The organism is Heminiphilus faecis (assembly GCF_008728965.1).
Taxonomy (GTDB): domain Bacteria; phylum Bacteroidota; class Bacteroidia; order Bacteroidales; family Muribaculaceae; genus Muribaculum; species Muribaculum faecis.
In genome coordinates this window covers 39,079-66,006 of record NZ_VSMC01000012.1, presented here as the reverse complement: position 1 = coordinate 66,006, position 26,928 = coordinate 39,079, and the positions used below count along the sequence as shown (strand labels likewise).

Here is a 26,928-nt window from a genome sequence, read left to right as displayed (position 1 = left end):
TTACATAATGAGCCACAACACCTTAACATATCATACATTTTTTACGATTTTTTTGTATTAACAAGGTATATTTTGTACCTTTACGGAGCGTAAAATAATTATTTAATACCCAAATAGACATGAACAAATTCATTATTTCAATCGGTGCCACGGCACTTGCGGCCATGTGCGTGACCGGTTGCGAAAACAAGCACCAAGGGGCCTCGGAGCCGACCAATGACGACGTTATACTCCACGCATGGTCATGGTCATTTGACACGATAGCCTCCAACATGAAAAACATAGCGGACGCCGGCTTCAACTATGTGCAGACTTCACCGGCCAACACATGCTTTTTCGGCGAAGATGGAGGCATGGCCCTGTACAGCCAGCCCGACGACTCGGTAAAAGGCAAGTGGTACTACTATTATCAGCCCATAGACTGGAAGATAGGCAATCATCTGCTCGGCACACGCGACCAGTTCAAAGCCATGTGTGACAGCGCGGCAAAATACGGAGTAAAGATCATAGTCGACGTGCTGCCCAACCATACCGCAGTCGACCATTCAGCCGTGACCGCGGCTCTTGACAGCGCCGTGGGAGGCCACGACAAACTCTTCCACGCCAACGGCCTGACCGACATAACAGACTACAACGACCGTTACCAGTGCACTACCGGCAAGATGGGCGGCCTGCCTGACGTAAATACGGAGAATCCCGACTTTCAACACTACTACATGCAATATGTCAACGATCTATTGGCATGCGGCGCACGCGGTTTCCGCTACGACACGGCAAAACACATAGGACTGCCGTCAGACCCGCTCGACTCGCTTGCAGAACGCAACAACTTCTGGGACATAGCTACCGGCCGTGAAGCGGTCAAGGGACTTAAACTCGCCCTGCCTGCCGACAGCCTGTTTATATACGGCGAAGTTCTTCAGGACCGCAACGTAAAAGAAAAAGAATACTCCGAATACATGGGCCTTACCGCCAGCAGCTACGGTCATGCGCTGCGCAACGCCCTGCGCGCCGGCAACTACTATGCCGACAGCCTCGCCAACTGGCATCATCCTGCCTCGCCTCTCAAACTCGTCACTTGGGTGGAGTCGCATGACACATATGCCAACGAACACGAGTCGGCCGACATCGAGGATGCACGCATACGTGAGGGTTACGTATTTCTTGCCGCACGTCAGCATGGCACTCCCCTCTTCTTCAGCCGTCCCGCCGGCAGCACCCGCCAGAACTACTGGGGCAATAACCTCATAGGAGCACGCGGCAATGACGAGTTCATGCATCCAGAAGTAACGGCAGTCAATAAGTTCCGCCATGCAATGCACGGACAGCCCGAAACCGTAACGGTAAGCGACAACGGCAAAACCATAGAAGTGGCTCGCGGTGATAAAGGCGCCGCCCTCATCAATATAAGTGACGAGCCACAGACCGTAGAACTGCCTACTACACTGAAAACGGGAACATATACCGATGCCGTACACAACACCACATTTGAAGTAAACGACGGCAAGCTGACAGGCACACTCCAGCCGCTTACATCTTATATACTTCAATAACTGACATTATGCAATCATTTAAGGGCACCCATGCATGCATGGGTGCCCTTTTTATTACACATAGCCACGCGCATATACGCATTTAACCTATGTTAACTTTTGTCGACTTTAAAGTTAAAGAGGCGTCATTATAACTTATTACAATTTTAAGCATTTCGGTAATAAAATATTTTTATTTTTTAGAGCGAAAAAGTACAAACCCGCCATAACATGTTATTAAACATAATATTCTATTGTATTATATTTGAAAATTAATTGTTACCTTTGTCATGCGGTTAGCAAACAACCGCCCCAATCTTCTTAGCTAATCTAAGAATTAATTCATGTCAGACACAAAACTAAAAGGTAATAACAGAATACTTTTTCATACGTAACTTTCCAATAAAAGACAGAATAGATATTCAACAAGCAACAAGCGAAAAATAAGGGAGCCGTGAGGCTGTCTTATTTTTTTTTGCTAATTTTGTTGATGTGAAAAAGATAGACCGAGAGACCGTACAACGCATACTGGATACCGCCGACATCGTGGAGGTGGTAGGCGATTTCGTAAATCTTAAAAGACGCGGTTCGAACTATATGGGACTGTGTCCGTTTCATAACGAAAGGACGCCCTCATTCTCGGTGTCGAAAGCCAAAAACATCTGCAAGTGTTTTAGTTGCGGCAAAGGAGGCAGCCCTGTAAACTTCATAATGGAGCTTGAGCAGATGTCATACAACGAGGCACTGCGATATCTGGCACAAAAATACAATATCGAGATTCACGAAGAGGAGGTAACCGACGAAGAGCGCGAACGCGAGTCGGAAAGAGCGAGCATGCTTGCCGTAAACGAATTTGCGCTTAAACACTTCGAGCACAACCTGTACGAAACCTCCGACGGACGCAGCATCGGACTATCGTATTTTTACGAACGGGGGCTCAATGACTCGGTAATAAAAAAGTTTCGCCTCGGCTACGCAAGCGAGCAGAGCACAACACTCTACAATGAAGCGGTAAGCAAAGGCTACAGCGAAAAGTACCTTATCGACACCGGACTGTGTATACGCACGGAAAACGGACGCGTATACGACCGGTTCAAGGGACGCGTGACCTTTCCTGTGCTTTCTGTATCGGGAAAGGTAGTCGCTTTCGGCGGCCGCGCACTTAAAAAGGATATTCCGGCCAAGTATGTAAACTCGCCGGAATCACTCATATACCACAAAAGCAATCAGCTATACGGCATATACCAAGCCAAGCCGTCCATCGTAAAAAAAGACAAGTGCATACTCGTCGAAGGCTACATGGATGTCATATCCATGTTCCAGTCAGGCATAGAAAATGTAGTGGCCTCGTCGGGAACATCGCTGACGGAGGGTCAGATAAGGCTCATACACCGCTTCACCGACAACGTGACTGTGATATACGACGGCGACTCCGCCGGCATAAAAGCCTCGCTGCGAGGCATCGACATGCTGCTGTCGGAGGGTCTCAACATAAAAGTACTGCTTCTGCCTGACGGTGACGACCCGGATTCATTTTCACGCAAGCACTCGTCGACCGAGCTGGAGGAGTATATAAGAACGCATGAGACCGACTTCATCCAGTTCAAAACCGACATACTGCTTCAGGGCGTGGCCAACGACCCCATAGCCCGCGCAAAAGTCATAAACGATATAGTGAGGTCCATATCGGTGATACCGGAAGCAGTGACCCGCAACATATATATACAGGAATGCAGCCGGCGTCTTGACATAAACGAACGGGTGATATCGCTTGAGGTGTCCAAGCAGATAAGCGCATTGGCCGAAAACGCCGACCTTAAACGCCGACAGCAGACCGCCCGCGAATCGATAGCCGATATCGAAACGGCTGAAAAACAGAAGGACAACGTTGAGGCGGAGTCGGCCGACAATGCAAATACGTACACGGAGTCGCGCCCGGCCGACATAAAATTTCTCAGACCGTACGAAAAGAAAGTATTGCAGTACGCCCTGCGTTACGGCATGCTTGAACTATGCAAGTCCTATGACGAAGCCGGCAACGCCACTCCGGTAACCGTACTTGAATACATTACTTCTGAACTTGCCGCCGACGAACTGACATTCATAAACCGCGATGTGGCCGACACCTTTGACGAAGCCCGGACCACAGCCTCAAAATCATGGGCCGAGGACAACTCGCGCAATAACAGCCGTCTGCTTGAAGAACGCGCCCTCTTCATATCGGAGGGAGAAAGCCGCATACGCAATGAAGAGACCGACATGGCGAGCATAGAACGCCGCGAGAAGCGCCTCATCGAAGAAGCCGACGAGCGCTACTTCCGCGACACCCGCAGGTATGCGGCTCTATATCTTGAAAAAACTCTGACCTCACATTCCGACAACACCATACGCAATCTTACTCTCGAACTGGTAAGCGACAAGCATGTACTTAGCAAAGTACATACGAAGTACGCCAAGATCGAGACTGACGAAGACCGGCTCGACGACCTCGTGCCTCGTACCATATATGAATACAAAGACGCCATACTCGAGTGTCGCATAAGAAAACTGCACGACGAAATAAAAGCGGCATACAGATCGGCTGACGCCGACAACGCCACAATCATGCGGCTAATGGAGACCCATGTAGAGCTACAGCGCCTTAGAGGAGAATTTGCCAAATATCTCGGAGAGCGCACAATCAATCCCCGTAAATAATTAAGGAAAAAATTCCTTATTGGCTCGAATATCATTGACAAAAATTTGCTTAAATAGCAAGGCTTTTTGTATCTTTGCCAAGTGATACCTTAAAGTAAGTATCATACCACAGTTATAAATGTGACATTTTTCTAAACTACAAATTAATACCAAGACCATGGCAGAAAAAAAAGAAAAGTTGTTCGACATGTTCCCGGAGTGCTCTTACGACGAGTGGAGAGCCAAAGTCGAAGCTGACCTTAAAGGTGCCGACTTCAACAAGAAATTAGTATGGCGAACAAATGAGGGTTTCAATGTAGAGCCGGTATACCGTGCCGAAAACATTGCCGACCTCAAGACAATCGATTCTCTTCCCGGAGAATATCCTTATGTACGCGGAACCCGCACCGACAACGACTGGCTCATACGTCAGGAAGTACTTGCCGAGACTCCCGCAGAGGCTAACGCCATAGCCAAAGACATCATAACCAAAGGCATCAACTCACTCGGCTTCAATGTGGAGGTCAAGAGTGTCGATGACCTGAAAACCCTGCTTGACGGCATTGACCTGAAAGCCATCGAAGTCAACTTCAAGTGCTGTCCGCGTCATGCAGTGGAATTGGCCAAAGCTCTCGCGGCATATCTGAACGATAACGGCGCCGCCGACACATTCCGCGGCTCAATCGACTTCAACCCCATGCGCCGCGCTCTTAAACACGGCACAAAATTTCCCGGCGACATCAAGGCCATAGCTCTGGAACTTCTTGATGCAGTCAAGGGTGTGCCCGCCCTGCGTGTACTCTCCGTAGACTCGTTCATGTTCTGCAACGCCGGCGCCTACATATTCCAAGAACTCGGTTATGCAATGACTTGGGGTGCCGAATGGATGACCATGCTCACCGAAGCCGGAGTGAAAGCCGACGAAGTGGCCCGACGCATCAAGTTCAACATGGGCATATCGTCAAACTACTTTATGGAGATTGCCAAATTCCGTGCCGCACGCATGGTATGGGCCCAGATCGTAGAGCAGTACAAGCCCGAAGCCAAAGAATCGGCCAAGATGACCGTACATGCGGTGACCTCGCGCTTCAACCAGACAATCTACGACGCGCACGTCAATCTGTTGCGCTCACAGACCGAGACTATGTCGGCCGCTCTCGCAGGTGTGGACTCAATAACCACCACTCCGTTTGACGTACCTTACAAGAAGCCCGACGCGTTCTCGGAGCGCATTGCCCGCAACCAGCAGTTCCTCCTCAAAGAGGAGAGCCATCTTGACAAGGTAGTGGACCCCGCAGGCGGTTCATACTATGTCGAGACCCTCACCGTGTCGCTCGCCAAAGAAGCGTGGAAACTCTTCCTTGATATCGAGGACAAAGGCGGCTTCCTCGCCTGCATTGACGACTGCTCGATACAGAAAGCTGTCAATGCCACAGCAGAGAAGCGTCACTTGGACGTAGCACGCCGCAAAGAGATACTTCTCGGAACCAACCAGTACCCCAACATCAACGAGACCGCCGCTCAGAAGATAGAAACCGAGGGATGCAGCTGCGGCTGTCACCACGACAACGCCCCCGAAGGCGAAGGTCTGTCGATGAAGCGTGCAGCAAGCGACTTCGAGGCACTGCGTCTTGCCACCGAAGCGGCATCCAACCGTCCGAAAGTGTTCATGCTTACCATCGGCAACCTCGCCATGCGTCTTGCCCGTGCACAGTTCTCGACCAACTTCTTCGGCTGCGCAGGCTATGAAATCATAGACAACCTCGGCTTTGACACCGTTGAAGCCGGTGTGGACGCTGCTCTCGAGAAAGGTGCCGACGTCATCGTACTCTGCTCGAGCGACGACGAATATGCAACTCTCGCCCCCGAAGCATTCAAGTATCTTGACGGACGCGCACTCTTTGTCGTTGCAGGCGCTCCCGCATGCATGGACGACCTCAAGGCCGCCGGCATCAACGACTTCATCCACGTGCGTTGCAACGTGCTTGACACACTTAAAGAATTCAATGCCAAACTTCTTAAATAATTATTGCAATGCGACCCGATTTTAAAACTATTGATATAACAAAAGACGCTTTCGGCGCACAGCACTGTGCCTTAGCTCACGGTGAAGATTGGCTCACTCCCGAGTTGATTCCCGTAAAACCCATATACACCAAAGAGGACCTCGAAGGCATGGAACACCTCAATTTCATGTCAGGTATTCCTCCTTTCCTGCGTGGCCCGTACAGCGCCATGTATCCGTTGCGTCCGTGGACTATCCGTCAGTATGCCGGCTTCTCCACCGCCGCCGAATCCAACGCTTTTTACCGCCGCAACCTCGCATCGGGACAGAAGGGACTGTCAGTAGCCTTTGACCTTGCCACTCACCGCGGATATGACGCTGACCATGAGCGCGTGGTCGGTGACGTAGGTAAAGCCGGTGTGTCGATATGCTCGCTTGAGGACATGAAAGTGCTCTTCGACGGCATACCCTTGAACAAGATGTCGGTATCGATGACCATGAACGGCGCCGTACTTCCGGTGCTTGCCTTCTACATCAACGCCGGTCTCGAACAGGGAGCCAAACTTGAAGAAATGGCAGGTACCATACAGAACGACATCCTCAAGGAGTTCATGGTGCGCAACACCTATATATATCCGCCGGAATTCTCGATGCGCATAATCGCCGACATCTTCGAGTATACCTCGCAGAACATGCCCAAGTTCAACTCCATATCAATCTCGGGCTACCACATGCAGGAAGCCGGCGCCACTTGCGACATCGAGCTTGCCTACACTCTTGCCGACGGTCTCGAATACCTCCGCGCTGGTGTCAATGCCGGCATGGACATCGACTCGTTTGCCCCCCGCCTGTCGTTCTTCTGGGCAATCGGTATGAACTTCTTCATGGAGATAGCCAAGATGCGTGCCGCACGTATGCTCTGGGCCAAGATCGTAAGCCAGTTCAACCCGAAGAATCCCAAGTCGCTCGCACTGCGTACCCACAGCCAGACCTCAGGATGGTCGCTAACCGAGCAGGACCCGTTCAACAACGTGGGCCGCACATGTATCGAGGCAATGGGTGCCGCTCTCGGCCACACACAGTCACTTCACACCAACGCCCTTGACGAGGCCATAGCACTGCCCACCGACTTCTCGGCACGTATAGCCCGCAACACCCAGATATATATTCAGGAGGAGACCAATGTCACCAAGCAGGTTGACCCGTGGGGTGGCTCGTACTACATTGAGTCGCTTACCAATGAGATAGCACATCGCGCGTGGGAACACATTCAGGAAATCGAGAAGCTCGGCGGCATGGCCAAGGCTATCGAAACCGGTCTGCCCAAACTCCGCATCGAGGAAGCGTCGGCCCGTACACAGGCCCGCATCGACTCGGGACGCCAGACTATCGTTGGTATCAACAAATACCGCCTCGACCATGAGGACCCCATCGATATCCTCGAGATTGACAATACCGAAGTACGCAAAGAGCAGATTGAACGTCTAAACGATGTCAAAGCGGATCGCGACGAAGAGGCTGTCAAGAAAGCTCTTGCCGACATAACCGAATGTGTGCGCACCAAGAAAGGCAACCTTCTTGACCTCGCCGTAAAAGCAGCCGGTCTGCGCGCTACTCTCGGTGAAATATCCGATGCCTGCGAGGAAGTAGTAGGTCGTTATAAAGCAGTAATAAGAACCATATCAGGCGTGTACAGCAACGAAACAAAACAAGATCCCGACTTCATCCGCGCCCAGCAGATGTGTGAGGAATTTGCAAAGAAAGAGGGTCGTCAGCCCCGTATCATGATAGCGAAAATGGGTCAGGACGGCCACGACCGCGGTGCCAAGGTAGTAGCCACCGGCTATGCCGACTGCGGCTTCGACGTGGACATGGGTCCGTTGTTCCAGACACCGGCCGAAGCGGCCCGTCAGGCAGTGGAGAACGATGTGCACATCCTCGGAGTGTCATCGCTTGCGGCAGGTCACAAGACTCTCGTACCTCAGGTTATCGAAGAGCTTAAAAAACTCGGCCGCGAGGACATCATCGTCACCGCCGGCGGTGTGATACCCGCACAGGACTACGACTTCCTTTACAAGGCAGGCGTGGCAGCGATCTTCGGCCCCGGTACCCGTATCCCCGTATCGGCCATCAAGATGCTCGAAATCCTCAACGGAGAAGATTAAACTTCCCCAATTACCCATAACAGCCGAGGGCATGTGCTTTATGCACATGCCCTCGCTTTTTATAAGACCAATGGACCGATTGGTCGATAGTATATTATGGGAATCAGTCGAGATAGCGGGAGGTCAGGCCGGAATAGGCGTCAATGCGGCGGTCGCGGAGAAACGGCCACCAGCGCCTTACGTTTTCGGAACGCTGAAGGTCCACATCGACCACAGCACAGACTTCGCTGTCGGAGGCCGCCCGGAAAAGGAACTCACCCTGAGGTCCGGCGACAAACGAGTTGCCCCAGAACGATATACCGGCAGTGGCTCCTGAAGGATCAGACTCGTGCCCGACTCTATTGACAGCCACAAGCGGCAGTCCGTTGGCTATGGCATGACCGCGCTGTACCGTGACCCAAGCATCAAGCTGACGGGCTTTCTCGTCATCTGTATCGCTGCTTTCCCAGCCTATGGCTGTAGGATAAATGAGTATCTGCGCACCGCGCAACGCCATCAGGCGCGCGGCCTCCGGATACCACTGGTCCCAGCACACGAGCACACCGAGCCGTCCTACCGAGGTGTCTATAGGCTCAAAACCGAGGTCACCGGGGGTGAAATAGAACTTCTCGTAGTAAGCCGGATCGTCTGGTATATGCATCTTACGGTATTTACCCGCCACAGTGCCGTCTTTCTCAAACACGACAGCGGTATTATGGTACAATCCGGGAGCACGGCGCTCATAAAGCGACGTCACTATCACCACTCCGAGCTCCTTGGCAAGCTCCGAATAAAAGACGGTAGTCTCGGATGGAAACGGCACGGCAAGGCCGCAAAGGTCGACCGACTCGGTCTGGCAGAAATACAATGAATCATGGAGTTCCTGATTCACAATAAGCTCTGCTCCGCTTCGGGCCAGACGTCTCATCTTGTCAGCGAGACGACGGCGATTATCTTCAATCGAGGCAGTATTGGACTGCTGTATTAATCCTATTTTCAACATAGTTTATATCGGTAATATTTCGCGGGGCACCTGCATTGTCACACAGTGCAGCGATCCATGCTGTTTTATCAGCGCCCGGCAGTCGATCATCCTGATTTCGTGGTCGGGAAACGCTATCTTAAGTATTTTTGCCGCAAGCTCGTCCTTAAGCGGTTGCGCATAAGAGGGCATGAGTATCGAGCGGTTAATTATCAAGAAGTTGGCATATGTGGCCGGCAACCTTTGCCCCTCATCGTCATAAATGGCGTCGGGCATGGGAAGCTGAATGAGATTGAACGGATTGCCCTCGAGGGTGCGCATCTGCATCAGCTGACACTTCATCGAGGCCAATTCGGCATAATGCTCATCGTTCTCGTCATCGCAGCCTACATACAATATGGTGTCACCGGGAGCGAGACGCGCGAGGGTGTCTATATGGCTGTCGGTATCGTCACCGGCAAGATATCCGTGGTCAAGCCAAAGGACCTTTTTCAGTCCGAACTGACGGGTGAGGTATCGCTCAATATCGTCACGCGACATCTCGCCATTACGGTTTGGCGACAGCAGACACTGCGAGGTAGTGAGCAGAGTGCCCTGTCCGTCGCTCTCTATCGACCCTCCTTCAAGCACGAAACCGAGGCGATTGCGATATATACCCTGCAGCACACCTGCACTCGTCATACCGCGAGTCAGCAGATTGTCCTTATCAGCAGGGAATTTAAGCCCCCAACCGTTGAAACGGAAATCACACATGATGTGGCTGCCGTTTTCGATAAGAGTTATCGGGCCGAAATCACGCGCCCACGTGTCATTAGTGGGGAGTGTCACATATAGAACATTGTCAAGGTCGGCGAGGCGGCTTTGCGGTATTGAAGTATCGGGAGCGATGACAACGGCAATCTCCTCTTCGGCAACGGCCCTGATTATATTTTCAAAACAATCAGAAACCTCCTCCAATATAGGCGCCCAATCGGTATCGGCATGAGGCCATGCGAGTATAACACCTCCATGAGGCTCCCACTCCGCCGGAAGCCGGCGGCAATTCACATCATTCGTCATAATCATTTAGTGTATCATATATCGACTCCTGAGAGTCCATGTATTCGTCGCAATAATCGAGGAAGCCCATCTTTTCGGAACTGCCTACGGCGTCGCACCATTCACGGTACTCTTCACGAAGCTCTGTATCTTCATGAAGCATCTTTTTAAACTCGGCCTCTGCTATGTCAACACTTTTATACTGATGAATAATATGCAGAAACAGTTGTGTGATATCGGTCATAATGCAGTGGTATGTCTACGTTAAATTAAGGTGACAATCAATGACGTGTCGTTGCATAATCATAATGTGAGCCCAAATATACTACACTATTCTTTACCCGCCAAACCTTTTTGCAATTTTAAAGAAATATTGTCAATAAGCTTCGCGAAACATTTGACTTTCCGGCATTGTTATCATATTACTAAACAGTAGGGTTTTATGAAATACATATTTTTATTATTTACGACTGTGCTAATATTAACGGGATGTTCCAGATACACTCTGCTCAACAGCGAGACATACAATAATGCCGATATGAGCGATTATGAAAAATACCGCATCGTCAGCCGGTCCAAAGGCAAGCTGCCTCCGGGCATGCAGCCTGTAACCTATTCCAACATCGTAGCCTCGATACGCGACCAGATGCTGAAACGCGGTTATCATGAAGCCCCCGACGCCACACTGCTTATAAATATAGGTGTAACAGTACACCACACTATAACTCCCGAAAGCGCAGCCGATAGTATGCGCCCGGGACACAAAAATCAGTCAGGGCCATATTACAACGGATATTACCCGTTTTTCGTTATGCCACGCGACTTTTATTGGAACGACAGCGAAACCTACACCCGCATCGTAAAGGGTCTTTACGAAGAGGGCGTTCTCACAATCGACATGATCGATACCCGGCTGATGAAGCCGCTTTACTCCTCGTCAGTAGCCACAATCATAAATCCGGTCAACGGCGCATACCGCGATCTTCCCGCCATCAGTCAGGCCGTGTCGGTTATGTTCTCACAATATCCCGTACCTCTTCTGGAAGGATACCGTCAAAACAAAAACTGACGTTGCCTCGACGATAGCACATTAAAACAATGACATAATTTCAGCATGTCGGTTTTATTCTGTATCTTTACGCGCTGAATAAACCACCTTTATACTGTAATTATGCCATTCCGTATTCTTATTTTCTTTTTTACATTATTATTGACGGCAAACATACCGGCCAAGGCTGAAGAATCAGATATCGATTATAAACCGGTATTTCACGGCACTGTAAGATCACGTTGGGAACTTGCCACTGAAAACGGCGAAAACCGCTTTCAGGTGCGCAATGCACGTCTTAGCGTTGAAGGACGGATAGCTCCCGAAATACAATATTATATAAACACAGACCTTTGCGACCGCGGAAAGATGAAAATACTTGATGCATGGGGACAGATCAACATCACTGACGACCTTAAAGCACGGGCAGGCCAGTTCCGTATGCCTTTCGGCGTCGACCCATTCAGAGGGCCTCAAAACTATATTTTCGCCAACCGGTCATTTATAGGCAAACAGGTATGCAACGTACGCGCTGTAGGAGCTAAGTTAGAGTACTCGTTGCCGGTTATTCCGCTCAAGGTCGAGGCCGGAGCATTCAACCCGTCAACCATATCGGACCATGAGACATGGCACCGCAAGATGTCATATGCCGGCAAAGCCACATATACAATAGACTGCGTCAAACTTGCCACCGGCATACAATCGCTAAGCCCCGACTCTGTGAGAATGAACCTCATTGACGGCAGCATAAGCTGGAGCGCCGACCGATGGACAATAGAGGGAGAGTATATGTATAAGCACTATACCCACAAGGCTCACAAAGCATGTCATGCCTACAGCATATTTGCCGATTACCGCATGCCGGTCAATGCAGGCATATTCAACACCCTGTCCTTTCAAGGACGCTTCGACGGCATGACCGCACACAGCAACGGCACCCGTAATGAAGACGGACTTCTGACGACAACCGACCCGGCACGCAACCGCATAACCGCCGGCGCCACTCTGAGTTATGTAAAAAAAGCACTCCACGCCGACATAAGGGTCAACTATGAAAAATACTTTTACCGCCATGACGCCAAATACCTGCCCGGCGACGGCGATAAACTTGTAGTAGAACTTGTAGTCAGATTCTAAATGCCTGATATAGACGACTTATCTGCCCGACTTTCACCGGTTTATAATAATCAGAAGGTATATTGTCGCAACTGAACAAATTTAAAGTATTTTTTGTAACTTTGCAGCCGCAATTTTTTTACTAACATCATATCATAATGAGTCATAACTTATTGAAAGGAAAGCGCGGCGTGATATTCGGAGCGCTCAATGACATGAGTATCGCTTGGAAAGTAGCAGAAAGAGCGGTAGAAGAAGGAGCCGTGATCACGCTGTCAAACACCCCTGTGGCAGTGAGGATGGGCGATGTAAGCAAGCTCGGAGAAAAGCTTAACGCAGAAGTACTCCCGGCCGACGCTACAAATGTCGAGGATCTTGAGATGGTATTTGAAAAATCGATGGAGATACTCGGCGGCAAAATCGATTTTGTATTACACTCAATAGGCATGTCGCCCAATGTAAGAAAAAAACGTCTGTATGACGACATTGACTACGACCTGCTCAACAAAACTCTCGACATATCCGCCATATCATTCCACAAAATGATACAGGCCGCAAAAAAACTCGACGCCATAAACGACTACGGCAGCATAATAGCCCTCAGCTACATAGCCTCGCAGCGCACCATGTTCGGCTACAACGACATGGCCGATGCCAAGGCTCTTCTTGAGTCAATAGCCCGCAGCTTCGGCTACATCTACGGCCGTGAGAAAAATGTGCGTATAAACACCATCTCGCAGTCACCGACACAGACCACTGCAGGAAGCGGTGTAAAGGGCATGGAGTCGTTGATGGACTTCTCAAACCGCATGTCGCCGTTAGGCAACGCCAACGCCGACGAGTGCGCCGACTACTGCATAGTCATGTTCAGCGACCTTACACGCAAGGTGACAATGCAGAACCTATTTCACGACGGCGGCTTCTCAAGCATGGGTATGAGCCTTCGCGCCATGGACCAATATGAGAAGAGTTTCGACCTCTACCGCAATCCCGACGGCACTATACAGTACGGATAAACAGCTGTCATCACCACGACATTAAAAGACAAAAGAGCGGATAAACGACTGAATCCGTCTCTTTTGTCTTTATATAAATACTCTATGACTTCACTTAAGCCGACCAACAGCCTAAAAAAGCAATTGGCATCGCTTACCGTGCCGATATTCATTGAGACACTGCTCATCATGACTCTCGGAGCGGTAGACACTATCATGCTCTCACGGCACAGCGACACATCAGTTGCGGCCGTAGGTGTTGTGAATCAGATAGTCATGCTGTGCTTCCTCGTATTTGAAGTCATAAATCTTGGCACATCTGTGCTTGTGAGCCAATACCTCGGAGCACGTCTGAACAACCGCATCTATGACGCCGTAGGAGTGGCACTCGTCGTGAATCTTGTCATAGGACTGGCCATAAGCGGCCTGCTATGCTTCGGAGCGGTACCCATACTGAAGCTGATGGGTCTTGATGACAACCTACTCAAAGAGGGCATAGGCTATATGCAAATCGTAGGTCTGTTCGCATTCTTTCAAGCGCTGTCACTAACACTGTCGGCGACTCTGCGCGCGAGCAACAAGGCCGTCTACCCTATGATAGTCGTCGGGCTTGTCAACATACTTAACATATTCGGCAACTATGTACTCATATTCGGTAAATTCGGAGCTCCTGCACTCGGGGCCGAAGGGGCCGCCATATCCACCGCCTCAAGCCGCGCCATAGCCATGACTGTGCTTGCCGTAATATTGTTCCGCACCACAATACCGCGCTTCCCATGGCACATATTCAAGAGGTTTCCAGTCAAAGAACTTAAAAACCTGCTTAAGATCGGCATACCCTCGGCCGGCGAACAGCTCAGTTACAGTTCGGCCCAGATAATAATGACATTTTTCATCAATATGCTCGGACTCGAGGTACTTGCAGCACGCACATATGTGGTAAATATAGTGATGTTCGGCTATCTGTTCTGCATAGCCATATCGCAGGGTGGCGCCATATCGGTGGGGCATCTCGTAGGCAAAGCCAAATACCGCGGCGCCTTCATACTCGGCAAGTACGTAATGCGGCTCGCTCTTGTCATTACCGTCAGCCTCTCGCTGGCACTCGCATTTTCAGGCAAATGGCTACTCGGAATGCTTACATCCAATCAGGAGATAATAGCCATAGGATGCACAATACTTTGGATTGACGTACTCGTGGAACTCGGCCGCCCGGTAAATATATTCGCCACAAATGCTCTGCGTGCGGCAGGCGATGTCAACTTTCCGTTTTATGTGGGACTGGCAAGCATGTGGCTACTCCAAGTACTCGGAGGATACGCGCTCGGCATATACTTCGCACTCGGCATCAATGCTCTGTGGTGCATGATTGCAGCCGACGAGCTGACACGCGGCGCCATATTCATACACCGCTGGTGGAGCATGAAGTGGGCCAACAAGACATTTGTCAACACATAGACTCTATATTAGCACGGCAACATTATAAGTAAGCCATGCCACAAGCCATGCCACAAGCGTATTGTATATTACCGAAAATGCTCCGTACCGCCAAGACCCTGTCTCTCTGACAATGGCCACGACCGTGGCAGTGCATGGAAAGTACAGCAATACAAACACCATAAGGCTAAGGGCCGAAGCCGGAGTAAAGTCGGGCTTACCCGTTATGGGATCGGGAGCGGTAAGACGCGCCGACAATGAATTGTCATCAATCTCCTCATCGCCGGTATAAAGCACGCCAAGGGTCGATACCACTATCTCCTTGGCCGGAGCGCCCGCTATGGCGGCTACTGTAGTACGCCAGTGAAAGCCGAGCGGAGTCATCACGGGATTTACGGCCTTGCCCAGCATCTCAAGATAAGAATCACGGTTAAGGTCTATCTCGGAGTCATCTACTTCGGCTATGGCTATGGCCTGAAACTCCGGTGTCGACGAACGCTCATCATGCAGAGGGAAATAGTTAAGCGCCCATACCACTATACTTGCCACAAGTATTATGCCGCCCATTTTTTTCAGATACTGCTCACCTTTGGTCCACATATGACGCAATGAAGTACGGAAAGTGGGCAACCGATATGGAGGCAACTCCATAACAAAGGGTGTCTCGTCGGCTTTAAACCAGAAACGCCTTAACAGCCTTGCAGTCATCATGGCCACCACTATACCGAGCAGATAAAGACCGAGAAATACAAGACCTGCATGACGGTTGAAAAATGTTCCCACAAGAAGCACATATACCGGCAGACGCGCCGAACACGACATAAACGGATTTATAAGAATCGTAATAATGCGGCTGCTGCGGCTTTCGATAGCACGGGCCGACATTATGGCCGGGACATTGCATCCGAAGCCCATGACCAAAGGAATAAACGACTTGCCGTGAAGCCCTATCTTGTGCATGAGCCGGTCCATTATGAAAGCGGCACGGGCCATGTATCCCGAGTCCTCCATAAAGGATATGAAAAAATACAATATGAGTATATTAGGCAGAAACACAATGACCCCTCCCACTCCACCTATTATGCCGTCGGCTATAAGATCCTTGAGCGGACCTTCGGGCATCAAAGTCTGTACAGTACGTGCAATAAAGTCTACAGCAGCCTCAATCCATGCCATAGGATAGGAACCGACCTCGAACGTACACCAGAATATAAACCACATGATCATCAGAAATATCGGAAATCCGAAAAGCCTGTTAGTCACAAAAGCATCGATGACATGGGTAGTCCGGGCCGTCTCCTTGGTGGTCTCGGTATATGTCTCGGCAAGAGCGCCGGCTATAAATCCGTATTTCTCATTGGCAATAAGAGAAGTAACATCCTCATGGCCGTTTTTCTCTATTTCGGCCACCGCTTCATCGCGCAATCCAAATATAGCTTCATGATCGGGCGAACGCCTGACCATGTCCTCCACCTCGCGGTCATGCTCCAGCAACTTTATGGCAAGATACCGCGGCGAAAAATGCGCGCCTATGTTTCCGTCGCGTTTTATGGCATCCTTTATAACAGTTATGCCCCGCTCCACATCAGGTCCGAGATTCACGTGTATGTGCCTTACGGCATTGTCACGTCCTTCGTAGACGCTTATTATCGTATCAAAGAGCTTGTGAAGTCCCTCACCGTTGCGCGACACGGTAGGCACCATAGGCACACCTATCATCTGGCCAAGCAGACTGTAATCAAGCGACGCACCCGAGCGTTCAAGCTCGTCATACATATTCAGAGCTATGACCATAGAGCGGTCCATGTCGATAAGTTCAGTCGTAAGGTAGAGGTTGCGCTCAAGGTTGGACGCCACAACGACATTGACAATCACATCAGGTGTCTCGTCGCGCAGATAGCGCCTTACATAAAGTTCTTCAGGCGAATATGACGACAAGGAGTAGGTACCGGGCAGATCCACTATATTAAAACAATAGCCTCCATACTCGAAACGGCCCTTCTTTGCATCGACCGTAACACCGCTATAGTTGCCTACATGCTCCTGTGCTCCGGAAGCCGCGTTGAACATAGATGTCTTTCCGCAGTTCGGATTGCCGATAAGTGCTATGTTTATCGTTTTGCATTTGCCTTCTATATCCTTACGTATTACTTCATCATGAACCGGATTGCCGGGGTAACCGGCAACTCCGACAGCGTCACCGCCAATATGATGCGACTCCTCAAGAGGAAGCACCTCGACCATCTCGGCCTCGCTCCGGCGCAATGACAGTTCATAGCCCATTATACTGTATTTGATCGGGTCTTTCAGCGGTGCGTTGAGCAGCACCTTTATACGCTGACCTTTGACGAAGCCCATTTCGATGACGCGTTTGCGAAACGCCCCGTGTCCAAGAATTTTTACGATAACACCGGTCTCCCCCGTTTTCAAATCGGAAAGTCTCATCATATATGTAGAATAAATTTCGGTTATCACTCTGCAAATATCGTAATTTTATAAGCGACAACCGAAAAAACGCAGACGTTAATTTATAACCGATATAAATAATAACATTATTTAACCATTTTTCTCCGTAAGATATTTCCAAAACCTCACAGGCATGTCCTGACGTTGCTTTCGAGGATTCATACGCTCCTTGATGGCAATAGCCTTGAAATAAGCGCGCCACATGTCCTGATACAGTTTTTCATCGGCGTCCATCATGGATTCGTCAAGACGCCCGGAGGATATATGGGGCAAAGTCTCGGGCATGGTCACGCAATGCACCTCACGCCCGTCATAATAGTATCCATATCCGCGCCGCTTGTCGTAAATAACGAATGTCATTGATGAAAAACGGTCAACAAAGTGTCCGACAGCCAATGACAAGACATTGTACAACGGCTCCATAAGCGCAAAGTATGTGCCGTCGGCAGCTTTCTGAAACCGTAAAAACTGCCTTATTCTCATAGCCTCATACCGCACCCGCCTCACCATCTTGGTGACCTCGACCACATCGGGGTCTGAAAAATCGGTCTCGATGCTCACAGGCGAATTCAAGGCACGGCATATATAACGAAAAAGCGTTATGTCATAATCAGGCAACTCGCAAAGAAAACTCGTAGCGGTAGCCGACAGCGCAGCTGCCGACAATTTGCGTCCGAGACCGCGCCACACCCGGTCACTCTTACCGGTATCGGCGATAACCTCATGACATTCATCGCAAAACATAGGCAGAACCGCGCCCTCCCGGACAATAGCTTCCGGAAAAGACTTACGTGAATAAGCATCAAACACAGCTGTGAGAAGCCCTTCAAAAGTACCGTCAAACATGTATACCAACATCATGAACCGAAATCAATGGTTAGCTGCAACGGATTGTTATCACGCTCCTTACCGGTAGCGGCGGTAAGGCTGCGACGTACATAGTCGGGCGACACATCGGCCACACACGGCGCTTCAAGCTCGCCGCATGTTATGAAATAGCGTGCCCGCTTCATGACCACACCGATTTTACGCAGATGCTCCGAATTAAGCCTGCGGAAACGTCGCGCATTTACGATAAGCGTAGCCGATTTAACCCCGACTCCGGGTATGCGCAGTATGGACTCATAATCGGCCCGGTTGACGTCGACAGGAAAAAACTCCGGATGGCGCAGAGCCCATGACAGCTTCGGGTCAATATCAAGCTCAAGGTCGGGATGAGCATCGTCCACAATCTCATCGGCCGTAAAGTTATAAAAACGCATCAGCCAGTCGGCCTGATACAGACGGTTTTCCCTGATTAAAGGAGGCTGCTTAAGCACCGGCAAGCGTGCATCGTACGTATTTACCGGAACGTAACCCGAGTAATACACACGCCGCATGGTGGGCATCGAGTAAAAAGCCGATGACAGGCGCAGTATGTCGCGGTCATGCTCAGGCGACGCGCCAACTATCATCTGCGTGCTCTGACCTGCCGGGACAAAACGCGGGGCACTGCGAAATTTACGGCGGTCCTCCTTGTTCTCAAGCACACCCTGACGTATAAACCCCATGGGCTCGTAAACACTCTTGAAATCTTTTTCCGGAGCGAGGTACTTAAGGGAGCACTCATTAGGTATCTCGATATTGACGCTCATGCGGTCGGCATACAATCCGGCCCTGTTTACCAGCTCGCGCGAAGCTCCGGGTATACTTTTAAGATGTATATATCCGTTGAAACGGTGCACGGTACGCAGATCCTGAGCGACTTTCACAAGTCGCTCCATTGTATAATCGGGATTTCTCACCACACCGGAGCTGAGAAACAGTCCTTCAATGTAGTTGCGTCGATAAAACTCCATCGTAAGCTCCACGAGTTCCGATACCGAAAGCGTGGCCCTCGGCACATCATTGCTACGTCGGTTTATGCAATATGCGCAGTCATACATGCACACATTTGTAAGCATAACCTTAAGCAGCGATATGCAACGGCCGTCATCGGCAAAACTGTGGCATATGCCCACACCTCCCACGGTGTTGCCTACGCCGTCGTCCTTGCGTCCGCGGCGCACAGTGCCGCTCGACGAGCACGACACGTCGTATTTGGCGGCTTCAGCCAGTATTTTCAGTTTATTGAGTGTAGCTTCAGTCATAGCCCGTGATTAAGAGAGTCAACAGAGATACAAATTTAATGTATCCGCAGGATATTGCCAAATCAACATTCGGCTGATGTCAATAAAAATCACTATTTTTGCACTGATATATGGAAGACTATATACAACAACTCAACAAGCAGCAACAAGACGCAGTGCTTTACACCGACGGCCCCCAGCTCGTGATAGCAGGAGCCGGATCTGGAAAGACGCGTGTGCTTACATACAAGATTGTGCATCTGCTCCGGCTCGGATACGAGCCGTGGCGCATACTCGCCCTGACGTTTACCAACAAGGCGGCGCGAGAGATGCGTGAACGCATCGAAGGGATGACAGGAGCGGCTACGGCCTCGAAGCTGTGGATGGGTACGTTTCACTCCATCTTTGCACGGCTTCTGCGCAGCAATGCCGAGCGTCTGGGCTTCAAAAGCAACTTCACCATCTATGACACGTCCGACTCCAAGTCGCTCATAAAGACCATCATCAAGGACATGGAACTTGATGACAAGATATACAAGCCATCGGTGGTCATGTCGGCTATATCATCGGCCAAAAACGCACTGATATCGCCACAACGCTATGCCATAAGCGCCGACATCATGGAAGCCGACCGCCGCTCCAAGCGCGAACGCCTGCATGAGATATACCGCATATACCGTGACCGTTGTTTTGTAGCCGGAGCCATGGACTTCGACGACCTTCTGTACTACACAAACATACTGCTGCGCGACAATCCCGATGTGCTCCGCCATTATCAGGAATTTTTCCGCTATGTTCTTGTCGACGAGTATCAAGACACCAACTTCGCCCAACATCTCATCATATCGCAGATATGCCGCGACTCCCACAACCTGTGTGTGGTAGGCGATGACGCCCAGAGCATATACTCGTTTCGCGGCGCCAATATACGCAACATACTCAATCTGAAAAAGTCATACGACAACCTGCGCATATTCAAACTCGAACAGAACTATCGCTCCACACAGAACATCATAAACGCGGCCAACTCGCTTATTGCGAAAAACACGGAACAGATACCCAAAAACGTATTCTCAAAAAACGACGAAGGCTCGCGAATAGAGGTGGTACAGAGTTTCAGCGACTATGAAGAAGCCTATCTTGTAGCCAACAGGATATCGCAGCTGAAGATGCGGCAGCATGACGGCTATGACGAGTATGCAGTTCTGTACCGCACTAACGCGCAGTCGCGTATACTCGAAGAGTCACTCCGAAAGCGCAACATACCGTACCGCATATACGGCGGTCTGTCATTTTACCAACGCAAAGAGGTAAAAGACGCCATAGCATACTTCCGTCTATCGGTCAACCCCGACGATGACGAAGCATTCAAGCGTGTCATAAACTATCCTAAACGAGGTATAGGTGAGACTACCGTCAACAAGATACTGCGCGCGGCCATAGACAACAACGTAAGCGCATGGAGAGTACTCGCCGACACCGGAGAGTACGACCTCGGCCTGAACGGAGGCACAGTAAAAAAACTCACGGCATTTCGTGACATGATACAGGAATTCATCGAAATGAACCGTAACGGAGAAAACGCAGAGACGGTGGCAAGACATATAATAACCCGCACGGCATTGCTGAGCTCGCTGCTTAGCGACCGTACACCCGAAAGCATATCCAAGCAGGAAAACCTTCAGGAACTGCTGGCGGGAATACAGGAGTTCGTGTCGGGAAAACAGGAAGAGGGTTCTGACGGAACGACCCTGACCGACTTTCTCGGCGAAGTATCGCTCGCCACCGATCAGGACACTCAGGACTCGACCGAAGCCTCCATAACGTTGATGACCGTACATGCGGCCAAGGGTCTCGAGTTTAACAACGTGTTTATTGTCGGCGTAGAGGAGGAACTGTTTCCTTCGGCCATGTCATGCGACTCGCTTGCCGCAATAGAGGAGGAGCGCCGACTGCTATATGTAGCTATAACACGAGCCAAGCTGAACTGTGTCATCAGCTACGCATCGTCAAGATTCCGCAACGGACAGACCAAGACATGCTCGCCGTCACGCTTCCTGAAGGATATCGACCGCACCTACCTGCATCTTGCCACCGGCAACGATATCGTAAGACCCGACAACTTCATAAACCCAATCGACAACTACAGGGAAACGTCGGCAAAAGAGAGACGGCGTTCGTTCAGCCATCCGTTGGTTGACCAACAGGAACCGACAACGTATGCCCACAAGTCGGTCACGGCGTATGGCGACGAAGACCTCCACACTATCGAACAACTTGCCACAGGCATGACAATAGAGCACAGCCGCTTCGGACGAGGAGTCATCACCGACATTGACACCGCCGCGGGCGATGCACGCATAGAGGTTAGCTTCAACACCCTCGGCGTAAAGAAATTATTATTGAAGTTCGCACGTTTTAAAATCATCGGATAATGAAACCCAACGACATACCTACCCCGTTTTACATCGTATACGAAGAAAAGCTGCGCCTTAACCTCGAGCTTATAGCACGGGTAAAAAAAGAGGCAGGCGTAAACATCATAATGGCGTTCAAAGCCAATGCATTGTGGAAGACTTTCCCTATAATAAAGGAGTATGTACGCGACTCCACAGCGAGTTCGCTCAACGAGATGAGACTCGGCAACGAAGAGCTCGGAGGCGAGGTACATTCCTACTGCCCCGCCTATACCGACGACACCATAGTGCCTTTCATGGAAGGGAGCACCCACCTTACATTCAACTCCATATCGCAATATCTGCGTTTCAAGCCAGCTGTCGACAGGCATAATGCCGGCGATGGCAACGGCAAAGTATCTACAGGATTGCGCGTGAATCCGCAATGCTCCGTGATTGAAACCGACATATACAATCCAGCATTGCCCGGCTCCCGCTTCGGAGTGACGGCCGACATGATAGGCTCTGAACTGCCCGAAGGCCTTGAAGGGCTGCACTTCCACTCCCTGTGCGAGTCATCGTCCTACGACCTTGAACGGGTGCTTCAGGCATTTGAGCAGCAGTTCGGACGTTATCTTCCGTCAGTCAAGTGGGTCAATATGGGCGGCGGCCATTTAATGACCCGTGCCGATTATGACGTCGAGCACCTCATAAAGCTTTTGCGCGACTTCAAGGCCCGCTATCCGTGGCTGAACGTGATAATGGAGCCCGGCAGCGCATTCACATGGCAGACGGGCGACCTCATAACCTCAGTGGTAGATGTGGTGGAAAACCAAGGGATAAAGACGGCCATAATAGACGCATCATTTGCATGCCATATGCCCGACTGCCTTGAAATGCCCTATAAGCCGGCAATCGCCGAGAGTATAGAGCCTGACGGCTCGGCTCCGGAATACCGTCTCGGAGGCAACTCCTGTCTTAGCGGAGACTTTGTGGGCGACTGGTCGTTTGCAGCACCGCTGAAGGTCGGCGACCGCCTGACTCTTAAAGACATGAATCACTACACGACAGTCAAGACCACCATGTTCAACGGCATCAGCCATCCGTCCATAGTGTTCTGTGACCGCAACGGCGACTGCCGATATCTGCGAGAGTTTGACTATAACGACTATAAATCACGCATGAGCTGATGAAATACTCCGTAATCATACCGGTCTACAACCGCATTGACGAGATAGAGGACCTGCTGCACAGCCTGTCATTGCAGACTAACAAGAACTTTGAAGTCATCATTGTCGAGGACGGCTCCACAATGCCCTGCGCCGACACAGTCAAGAAATATGACGGTCCTATCGACGTGAAGTATTTTTATAAAGATAACGAAGGGCGATCAATAGCCCGCAATTACGGAATGGAACGGGCTACGGGCGACTACTTCATATTCTTCGACTCGGACTGCGTGATACCGCCCGAGTACTTCGCCCGTCTTGACTACGCACTCTCATCAAGACCGCTCGACTGCTTCGGCGGCCCCGATGCGGCCCATGACTCTTTTTCCGACACGCAGAAAGCCATCAACTACTCCATGACCTCGTTTCTGACCACTGGAGGCATACGCGGCGGCAAAATACAACTTGAAAAGTTCACACCCCGCACGTTCAACATGGGTTTCTCACGGAGAGTATATGAGAAAGTGGGAGGCTTCAGAGAGATGTTTTCGGAAGATATCGACATGAGCACGCGCATCAAGAACGCCGGATGTTCGATAGGCCTCGTCAGAGATGCATTCGTATACCATAAACGTCGTGTAGACTTCAGAAAATTTCTGCGTCAGGTATATGTGTTCGGCATGTCACGCATAACTCTCTATCTGCTTTATCCCGACTCGCTGAAAGTCGTGCACATGCTGCCTGCCTTGGCGGTCATGGGCGCCTTGGCGCTGACAGCGCTCGGCCTTGCGGTAAGTCCGTGGTTTTTCCTGCCGCTCGGGCTTTACCTCACAGCCATATGGATATGCGCCCTCGCGGCTACAAAAAGCGTCAAGATAGCATGTCTGTCAATACCCGCAAGCATAATCCAGCTCGGCGGCTACGGATGCGGTTTCATAAAAGCCTACTTCACCAAAATCATATTGCGGCGCGGCCGCAACGTGCAAGAAGAGATACTTTTGCGTAAAGGCAAATGACAAACGCCACAAACCGCCCCACCCCTTAATACTTAAAAAAATCATATCCTTATGAAAACCGACTCTGCTACAGCAGTGCGTGACTACGTACTTATCGAAGACCTTGCGGCCGATGACCGTCCGAGAGAAAAAGCCATGCGTCACGGTATAAAATCGTTAAGCAACGCCGAGTTGATAGCCATAATATTCGGCAACGGCATGAAAGGCAAATCGGTGCTTACCCTTAGCCGTGAACTCCTGTCGCGCAGCAACGGACGCTTGTCGGAGCTGGCCCGCAAGCCCATACGCGACATAATAAAGAAAAATCCCGGAATAGGTCCGGCCAAGGCCATATCGCTGGCGGCGGCCATAGAACTGGGCATGCGATGCCGCGACGAAATACCGCAGGAAAAACCACGCATAACCGGCAGCAGCTCGGTATACGAACTTATGCGCGGCTCAATGCAAATGCTCAACCATGAAGAGTTCTGGATAATGCTGCTGTCGCGCTCCCATCAGGTACTTGACAGTGTGTGCATAAGCAAAGGCGGAAGCGCGGCCACAGTGGTGGACCCCAAGATACTGTACCGTAAAGTGCTTGAGTTCGGCGACATAGTATCGGCCATAGTGCTTCTGCATAACCATCCGTCGGGCAACATGCGTCCGAGTCCGGAGGATGACAGGCTCACACGTCAACTTAAGGATGGCGGAGCGCTACTTGACATAAGAGTGCTTGACCATGTCATCATAACGCCTTCAGGCTACTTCTCTTATGCCGACGAAGGCAAGATATAATAAATAGTATCAGAACGCGTAGCCGAAACCCAAGTTAAGGTATATCGGATACATTGTAAACGTTATAGTCTTGAACGAGGACTTGAATATGCCGTTACAACCCCACGTAAGATTGGCATTTACCGAAAGATGGCGGAAAGCCAACCAAGAAACACCGGCCTGAGCACCCCACTGGAAAGCACGTATATCGTCGGAGAAGTCATAGGCGGCACGTGAATCACCTTCAAACGACACCTTATTGCCCGTCGGGTCATTCTCGCGCAGATAGCCATCATAGACATATCCGTCAAAATTGCTGTTCATGGCTATGCCTATATACGGGCCGGCACTTACCTTAAGACGGCTGTTGATCTTATAATTGGCCGTCAAAGGCAAAGTAAGCAGACTGGAACTGTAACGGGTCTGGACACGTCCCGTCCAGTTGCCTTTCAGACGGCTGCCCTCCTGAATTATCTCCATGCCGTAATTCTTTACCGTGGCCTTTGTTTTCATGCCTTTGGACTCGAATATAATACCGAGGCCTATACCCCACTTTTTGTCCTTGCCGAGCCATTTTGTGGCCTTTGCTCCAAGCTGCAGGTTCAGATTGGGATTGTAGCTGTCGATGCTTCTTATTTCGGCAGGAAGCGGAATAGGTGAAGTACCGCCGATATTCACTCCGGCAAAAACCTCGTAATCAAGCGCATGCAGAGCTGACCAGACAAGGCCCGGAGTTGTATCGCCCTGTGCCGATGCACAAAAAACCACTGCAGCGGCAAAAAACGCCGATATATATCGTTTTATATTCATGACTGTATGCATATTATTATAATTCATCCTGATTAAGACATACAAGCGATACTTCGTCAATCAACAGCGTACTGCCCGGAGCTCCCGAGAAGTAATCGCCGTCTATGCTTGAAGAGAACACAATGGTTATACTGTATTTGCCGTCAATAAGTTTCTGCGGGTCAATCTCTTTGCCTTCACGATATACAAACGGGATATTGAACGAGGTCCATTCGCCGGCGGCCACCCTGTCGGCATCGTTTATCTCGGCCACGGCCACAATGTTAGCATTGTCAGCCGACAAAACATTATATCCGTCAAGCATCTCCATGCCCTTGACCGCCTCGAAAAATACGGCATATATATTGAACTTGTCAACCTTTCCGGGCACCTGAACAAGATTGCCTTTGCCGTCAGTCTCAAAAAACGTCTCGCCCGGAGCATATTTGTAATAGCCCTTTAATGACCGAGGTATGTTGACAAAAGGTGTTCCGAACTTAGTGGCCTTAAGAGCATCCTGCATGGCATTCAGGATGTCAAACTTGCCAATAAAAAGACTTCCGGCGGCCATAGGCTTCTTCACCATCTCGCCGAAATCGCCCGTACTGCGTGTGGTAAGCGCAAGGCATTTGCCCGAATGTCCATTGTCTATCTGATAGGTGGGAAATGCAGAAGGATTGTCTTTCAGGTCGGGACTCCCCGTCAAAGCATAGCCGGGATTTCCGCTGGCCCATGTCATTACTTCGTTGCCGGCAGGACCTACTTCATAAAATATATCATATGTGTAATTTCCGGTGACACGCTGTTTTACATGCTCGAAATCGTAATTAAGATTAATCGTATTGTTGACCTCGACTTCGACAGTATATGTCTTCTGCCACTTTCCGTCCTCGGAAGTCACAATATACTTTTTAGGTGTCGTGAAGTTGCGCACGGTACCGCTCGAAGGCTCTATTGTCGCTCCCGGAGTAAGCTCAAACTCGGGAGAGAGCTCACTGACCGATATATGATTTTTAACAATAAAAATAACTTTATCATTTTCGATTATAGGCTCGCGGTTGAGTATGTCCTCAGGCAACGAGGCCTTGACTATATCGCACTCCGCATTCAGCGGCTCGTTTTGGATACATGCGACAGACGCTACAGCCAATAACACACACGACATCCACTTTAATAATTTCATTTTATAGACGTATGATTTATTTTCTACTATATCTTCCAATTGATACTGCAAAGTTACGTTATTTTCCATAATTTA

At 50.2% G+C, this 26,928-nt stretch carries 20 protein-coding genes; 12 read left to right on the top strand and 8 right to left on the bottom strand.

The features are described from left to right. Nucleotides 1-119 precede the first annotated feature (119 nt). From FW767_RS06800 to scpA, 4 genes are all read left to right on the top strand, one after another. On the top strand, nucleotides 120-1,553 hold the full coding sequence (locus tag FW767_RS06800) for an alpha-amylase family glycosyl hydrolase (RefSeq protein WP_235898079.1): 1,434 nt from the start codon (nucleotides 120-122) through the stop codon (nucleotides 1,551-1,553). A 471-nt stretch (nucleotides 1,554-2,024) separates the two neighbouring features. Continuing rightward, complete coding sequence (gene dnaG, locus FW767_RS06795; protein WP_121699503.1) at nucleotides 2,025-4,229, top strand: DNA primase; 2,205 nt, start codon at nucleotides 2,025-2,027, stop codon at nucleotides 4,227-4,229. A gap of 157 nt (nucleotides 4,230-4,386) precedes the next feature. Continuing rightward, a complete protein-coding gene (gene mutA, locus FW767_RS06790) occupies nucleotides 4,387-6,234 on the top strand; it encodes a methylmalonyl-CoA mutase small subunit (protein WP_121699502.1) in 1,848 nt (615 codons plus the stop codon). An 8-nt stretch (nucleotides 6,235-6,242) separates the two neighbouring features. Then, a complete protein-coding gene (gene scpA / locus FW767_RS06785) occupies nucleotides 6,243-8,378 on the top strand; it encodes a methylmalonyl-CoA mutase (protein WP_121699501.1) in 2,136 nt (711 codons plus the stop codon). Nucleotides 8,379-8,481: 103 nt separating this feature from the next. Here the strand turns inward: scpA and FW767_RS06780 are convergent, their stop codons facing one another. The 3 genes from FW767_RS06780 to FW767_RS06770 are packed head-to-tail and all read right to left on the bottom strand — an operon-like array spanning nucleotide 8,482 to nucleotide 10,621. Beyond that, entirely contained in the window at nucleotides 8,482-9,360 is an 879-nt protein-coding gene (locus FW767_RS06780; RefSeq protein ID WP_121699500.1) for a carbon-nitrogen hydrolase, read from the bottom strand. Nucleotides 9,361-9,363: 3 nt separating this feature from the next. After that, entirely contained in the window at nucleotides 9,364-10,404 is a 1,041-nt protein-coding gene (locus FW767_RS06775) for an agmatine deiminase family protein (protein ID WP_317133119.1), read from the bottom strand. Further along, nucleotides 10,388-10,621: a hypothetical protein gene (locus FW767_RS06770; protein ID WP_121699498.1), complete on the bottom strand. Its 234-nt coding sequence runs from the start codon at nucleotides 10,619-10,621 to the stop codon at nucleotides 10,388-10,390. The genes FW767_RS06775 and FW767_RS06770 overlap by 17 nt, the downstream gene beginning before the upstream one ends. 228 nt (nucleotides 10,622-10,849) lie before the next feature. On the opposite strand from FW767_RS06770, the gene FW767_RS06765 reads away from it, so the two are divergent. From FW767_RS06765 to FW767_RS06750, 4 genes are all read left to right on the top strand, one after another. Continuing rightward, nucleotides 10,850-11,446 (top strand): DUF4136 domain-containing protein, encoded by a 597-nt coding sequence (locus FW767_RS06765; protein ID WP_205523847.1) that lies wholly within the window; start codon nucleotides 10,850-10,852, stop codon nucleotides 11,444-11,446. 102 nt (nucleotides 11,447-11,548) lie between these two features. Continuing rightward, on the top strand, nucleotides 11,549-12,562 hold the full coding sequence (locus tag FW767_RS06760) for a porin (RefSeq protein WP_121699496.1): 1,014 nt from the start codon (nucleotides 11,549-11,551) through the stop codon (nucleotides 12,560-12,562). 137 nt (nucleotides 12,563-12,699) lie between these two features. Further along, nucleotides 12,700-13,557, top strand: a complete 858-nt coding sequence (locus tag FW767_RS06755) for an enoyl-ACP reductase FabI (protein WP_121699495.1) — start codon at nucleotides 12,700-12,702, stop codon at nucleotides 13,555-13,557. An 84-nt stretch (nucleotides 13,558-13,641) separates the two neighbouring features. Continuing rightward, the gene (locus FW767_RS06750) at nucleotides 13,642-14,994 is read left to right on the top strand and encodes an MATE family efflux transporter (protein ID WP_121699494.1); all 1,353 of its coding nucleotides are present in this window, start codon (nucleotides 13,642-13,644) and stop codon (nucleotides 14,992-14,994) included. Between the two features lie 3 nt (nucleotides 14,995-14,997). Here FW767_RS06750 and feoB read toward each other — a convergent pair whose 3' ends face one another. From feoB to FW767_RS06735, 3 genes are all read right to left on the bottom strand, one after another. Further along, nucleotides 14,998-17,418 (bottom strand): ferrous iron transport protein B, encoded by a 2,421-nt coding sequence (feoB, locus tag FW767_RS06745; protein WP_121699518.1) that lies wholly within the window; start codon nucleotides 17,416-17,418, stop codon nucleotides 14,998-15,000. A 111-nt stretch (nucleotides 17,419-17,529) separates the two neighbouring features. Next, entirely contained in the window at nucleotides 17,530-18,297 is a 768-nt protein-coding gene (locus FW767_RS06740; protein ID WP_121699517.1) for a TIGR03915 family putative DNA repair protein, read from the bottom strand. Then, complete coding sequence (locus FW767_RS06735; RefSeq protein ID WP_121699493.1) at nucleotides 18,297-19,568, bottom strand: putative DNA modification/repair radical SAM protein; 1,272 nt, start codon at nucleotides 19,566-19,568, stop codon at nucleotides 18,297-18,299. Before FW767_RS06735 ends, FW767_RS06740 begins: the two co-directional genes overlap by 1 nt. Nucleotides 19,569-19,678: 110 nt before the next feature. Between FW767_RS06735 and FW767_RS06730 the strand changes: the two genes are divergently transcribed. Genes FW767_RS06730 through radC form a run of 4 tightly spaced genes read left to right on the top strand, consistent with a single transcriptional unit; the run spans nucleotide 19,679 to nucleotide 24,902 of the window. After that, the gene (locus FW767_RS06730) at nucleotides 19,679-21,982 is read left to right on the top strand and encodes an ATP-dependent helicase (RefSeq protein ID WP_121699492.1); all 2,304 of its coding nucleotides are present in this window, start codon (nucleotides 19,679-19,681) and stop codon (nucleotides 21,980-21,982) included. Continuing rightward, nucleotides 21,979-23,133: a carboxynorspermidine decarboxylase gene (nspC, locus tag FW767_RS06725; protein ID WP_121699491.1), complete on the top strand. Its 1,155-nt coding sequence runs from the start codon at nucleotides 21,979-21,981 to the stop codon at nucleotides 23,131-23,133. Before FW767_RS06730 ends, nspC begins: the two co-directional genes overlap by 4 nt. Then, nucleotides 23,133-24,128, top strand: a complete 996-nt coding sequence (locus tag FW767_RS06720) for a glycosyltransferase (RefSeq protein ID WP_121699490.1) — start codon at nucleotides 23,133-23,135, stop codon at nucleotides 24,126-24,128. The genes nspC and FW767_RS06720 overlap by 1 nt, the downstream gene beginning before the upstream one ends. 51 nt (nucleotides 24,129-24,179) lie before the next feature. Continuing rightward, entirely contained in the window at nucleotides 24,180-24,902 is a 723-nt protein-coding gene (radC, locus tag FW767_RS06715; RefSeq protein WP_121699489.1) for a RadC family protein, read from the top strand. Between the two features lie 9 nt (nucleotides 24,903-24,911). Here the strand turns inward: radC and FW767_RS06710 are convergent, their stop codons facing one another. Together FW767_RS06710 and FW767_RS06705 are read right to left on the bottom strand one after the other, a co-directional pair. After that, nucleotides 24,912-25,685, bottom strand: coding sequence for a porin family protein (locus FW767_RS06710; protein WP_369863475.1), 774 nt, complete (start codon nucleotides 25,683-25,685; stop codon nucleotides 24,912-24,914). A gap of 22 nt (nucleotides 25,686-25,707) precedes the next feature. Continuing rightward, nucleotides 25,708-26,853 carry a PCMD domain-containing protein gene (locus FW767_RS06705; RefSeq protein ID WP_121699515.1) on the bottom strand — a complete coding sequence of 382 codons (1,146 nt, stop codon included), beginning with the start codon at nucleotides 26,851-26,853 and terminating at the stop codon, nucleotides 25,708-25,710. Nucleotides 26,854-26,928: the final 75 nt, after the last annotated feature.